This window comes from Rhizobium sp. UBA1881 (assembly GCF_002338015.1).
Lineage (GTDB): Bacteria > Pseudomonadota > Alphaproteobacteria > Rhizobiales > Rhizobiaceae > Rhizobium.
In genome coordinates, this window is the sequence record NZ_DDHH01000155.1 from 1 (window position 1) to 3,054 (window position 3,054).

2 protein-coding genes and 2 pseudogenes are annotated in these 3,054 nt (G+C 61.8%); 2 read left to right on the forward strand and 2 right to left on the reverse strand.

The window, feature by feature from the left end:
* Together B3605_RS18870 and rpoH are read left to right on the forward strand one after the other, a co-directional pair.
* A pseudogene (locus tag B3605_RS18870) lies at positions 1-264 on the forward strand (RNA pseudouridine synthase); the annotation flags it as partial.
* 162 nt (positions 265-426) lie between these two features.
* Positions 427-1,335 (forward strand): RNA polymerase sigma factor RpoH, encoded by a 909-nt coding sequence (rpoH, locus tag B3605_RS18875; protein WP_018897070.1) that lies wholly within the window; start codon positions 427-429, stop codon positions 1,333-1,335.
* Positions 1,336-1,388: 53 nt separating this feature from the next.
* Here rpoH and ubiA read toward each other — a convergent pair whose 3' ends face one another.
* Together ubiA and B3605_RS18885 are read right to left on the reverse strand one after the other, a co-directional pair.
* Entirely contained in the window at positions 1,389-2,303 is a 915-nt protein-coding gene (gene ubiA, locus B3605_RS18880) for a 4-hydroxybenzoate octaprenyltransferase (RefSeq protein WP_112973517.1), read from the reverse strand.
* A gap of 114 nt (positions 2,304-2,417) precedes the next feature.
* A pseudogene (locus tag B3605_RS18885) lies at positions 2,418-3,054 on the reverse strand (hypothetical protein); the annotation flags it as partial.

Here is a 3,054-nt window from a genome sequence, read left to right on the forward strand (position 1 = left end):
CGCACCCACCAGATCCGCGTCCACATGGCCCATATCGGCCATCCGCTCCTCGGCGATACCGTCTATGGCGCCGGCTTCAAGACCAAGGCCAATCTTCTGCCGGATGCGGCCAAGAAGGCAGTCAACAGTTTCGGCCGCCAGGCGCTGCATGCCTACATGCTGCAGTTCGAGCATCCGCGCAGCGGCGAACTCATGCGTTTCGAGGTTCCGCTGCCCTATGATATGGTGGCGCTGGTCGATGCCTTGCGCAATGCCGAGCTGTAACGGCATCGTGAAGCGGGCCTGAGCCTTGAACTACGGTTTCGCCACACTTATCTCTACACTGACTTCGTGCGGGCTTTGACAAAGCCGCACGTTCCCGGTTCGCCTTCAAGACGCAGGGACGCGTCCAAGCGGGGATCGGAATTCAGATAGGAGGGTGCAAGAATGGCCCGAAGCAGTTTGCCGTCCATTACCGCCGGCGAAGCCGGTCTCAACCGTTATCTCGACGAAATCCGCAAGTTCCCGATGTTGGAGCCGCAGGAAGAATACATGCTGGCAAAGCGGTATTCCGAACACGGCGATCGCGAGGCTGCGCATCGTCTCGTCACCAGCCACCTGCGTCTTGTTGCGAAGATCGCCATGGGTTATCGCGGCTACGGCCTGCCGATCGGCGAAGTCGTGTCGGAAGGCAATGTCGGCCTGATGCAGGCCGTCAAGAAGTTCGATCCGGAACGCGGTTTCCGGCTGGCAACTTATGCCATGTGGTGGATCAAGGCCTCGATCCAGGAATACATCCTGCGGTCCTGGTCGCTCGTGAAGATGGGCACCACCGCCAACCAGAAGCGTCTGTTCTTCAATCTGCGTCGCCTGAAGGGCCGTATCCAGGCCATCGACGAAGGTGACCTGAAGCCGGAACACGTGGCCGAGATCGCAACCAAGCTGCGCGTCTCCGAGGAAGAAGTGATCTCGATGAACCGTCGCCTGTCCGGCGACGCATCGCTCAACGCGCCGATCAAGGCGTCGGAAGGCGACAGCGGCCAGTGGCAGGATTGGCTCGTCGACGATCATGACAGCCAGGAAGACGTGCTGATCGAGCAGGACGAACTCGACACCCGTCGGCGCATGCTGGCCAAGGCGATGAGCGTTCTGAACGACCGCGAACGCCGCATCTTCGAGGCACGCCGCCTCTCCGAAGATCCGGTAACGCTGGAAGATCTGTCGAGCGAATTCGACATTAGCCGCGAACGCGTGCGCCAGATCGAGGTCCGCGCCTTCGAAAAGGTCCAGGACGCCGTCCGCAAGGACGCGCTCGACCGCGCCAAGGCCGTCCGCGTCGTCGAAGCGACGGCATAAGCGAACCAATCCCCAAAAGACAAAGGGCGGGTCTCACGACCCGCCCTTTTCGTTTACAGGGTTCCCAGCACTGCCGCGCCCGCCAGCAGCAAGCCCGTCAGGATATTCGCCAGGAACAGCCGATAGTTCACCTCCGGGCGAACAAGGTCGATCCGCCCGGTTTGCCACGCAAGATGGGCGGCAATCACCAGAATTCCGAGCATGTAAGGCAGCGACATCCCGAGCAGCCAACCACCAAGTGCCCATGCGCCAACGGCCAGGCCGTAGAAGACGCCAATGATCGCCTTGCCATGCCGGCCAAACAGGATCGCTGTCGATTTCAGCCCAAGCCGGGTGTCATCCTTGACGTCGACATAGGCATAGACCGTGTCGTAGCCGATCTGCCATGCAATCGCCCCGCTCCACATCAGGATGGCCCCAAGCGGGATGTGTCCGGCGACCTCCGCCCAGGCCATCAGCATGCCCCAGTTGAACGCCGCGCCAAGAACGGCCTGTGGCCAGTGCGTGAAGCGCTTGCAGAGCGGATAGATGAAGACGAGCGGAACGACACAGATCGCGACCAGCCGAGTGTAGGGCGAAAGGAAGAACAGCAGCGACGCAGCCAGCGCAAGCTGAACGACCAGAAAGCTCAGCGCCTGCAGGATACCAATCTGGCCATTTGCCAGGGGCCGGAAGCGCGTCCGCTCGACATGGCCGTCAAACTTGCGATCGGCGATATCATTGACGGTGGACCCGGCGCTTCTCATCAGCAGGGCGCCGAGCGAAAATATCAACAACTCCCGAATATCGGGGAAACCGTGCGACGCCTGAATGAGCGCCGCCCAGCATGGGAAAAGCGTGAGCCATATGCCGACGGGACGATCCAGCCGCGCCAGACGCGTGTAGGGTCTCCATGCTCTGGGAAGCCTGCGCTCCACCCAGTCGTCGAGGTTGATATCGCTCAGATCCGGGCGGCTTGCAGCGGTCATCTTATCCAAACTCCAAATCCAGAAAGCCCGGCAACGAAGCGGGCCGATCTCGTCAAAAAGGGCAAGTCTTGCGACCTGCCCTTTCCTGTATTTGTTCAGTCTGGACGACCGCCCTTACTGGCTGGTCGAGACGTCGCCGGCTGCGTTCCATTCGCGGATCGCGGCGTTGAAGGCTTCGACGCCGGTCGGGCCTTTCTGCATGGTCAGAAGCGCGCGGCGGCCATTGCGGTAGGTGATCGGAATATCGATCCAGTCGCGCGTAGACAGAAGGTCGAGGTTGGCCTTGCGCGCATCCGGGTAATCGTTGAGCGCGATCATGTGGAAGTCGTCGGTGATCTTCGCGGGCACCGCGACAAGCGGATCACCGCGATCCTGCTCGGTCCGCTTCATCGAAATGCGCTGAACGCTGTCGATCGCGCCACCTTCGAAGTTCGCCGGCAGCGAGAACACCATTTCGACGATGTGGCTGGCCGGAAGCGACGGATCGGAGTTGCGCTTGAAGTTGATCTGCGCCGTGAGGTTCCGCTCGGGCACCGTCAGCGTGCCCTGGACGGAAGCTTCCTGCTTGCCATCGGCGCCGGCCTCATGGTGCAGGCTCCAGACGATCGAACCCTGGATCGCCGTCGGCGAGCTCTGGCCGATACGCTCTTCGTAGAGGAACATCTTTTCGCTGGAGCCGGCAGGCGCGGTCTGGCCGGCGGCGGGCGGCGTCGCGGATGCTGCGGCAGCAGGTGCGGCCGTGCCGGAAGCG